The 417-nt window shown below is 50.8% G+C and carries 1 protein-coding gene; it reads right to left on the reverse strand.

Annotated features, from left to right (window positions below):
- On the reverse strand, positions 1-417 hold a 417-nt coding region (locus ACO0U8_RS24220; protein WP_421671769.1), incomplete at both ends, for a GTP-binding protein.

A 417-nucleotide genomic window follows, 5' to 3' on the forward strand; every position in this document is an offset into this window, starting at 1 on the left:
TAACAGTGTCCTTGATACCCACGATTTCAACTTCTTCGCCCACTTTAACGATACCGCGCTCTACACGACCGGTAACAACTGTACCACGGCCGGAGATGGAGAATACGTCTTCGATTGGCAGCAGGAATGGCTTATCGATAGCACGCTCTGGCAGTGGAATGTAGCTGTCCAGTGCTTCTGCCAGTTCGATGATTTTCGCTTCCCAAGTTGCATCGCCTTCCAGTGCTTTCAGCGCTGAACCTTTGATGACCGGGATGTCGTCGCCTGGGAATTCGTAAGCAGAAAGAAGTTCACGAACTTCCATTTCTACCAGTTCCAGCAGCTCTTCATCATCAACCATGTCGCATTTGTTCATGAACACGATCATGAATGGAACGCCAACCTGGCGACCCAGCAGGATGTGCTCACGGGTCTGAG

The organism is Rahnella sp. EDr1-12 (genome assembly GCF_049206505.1).
Lineage (GTDB): Bacteria > Pseudomonadota > Gammaproteobacteria > Enterobacterales > Enterobacteriaceae > Rahnella > Rahnella rivi.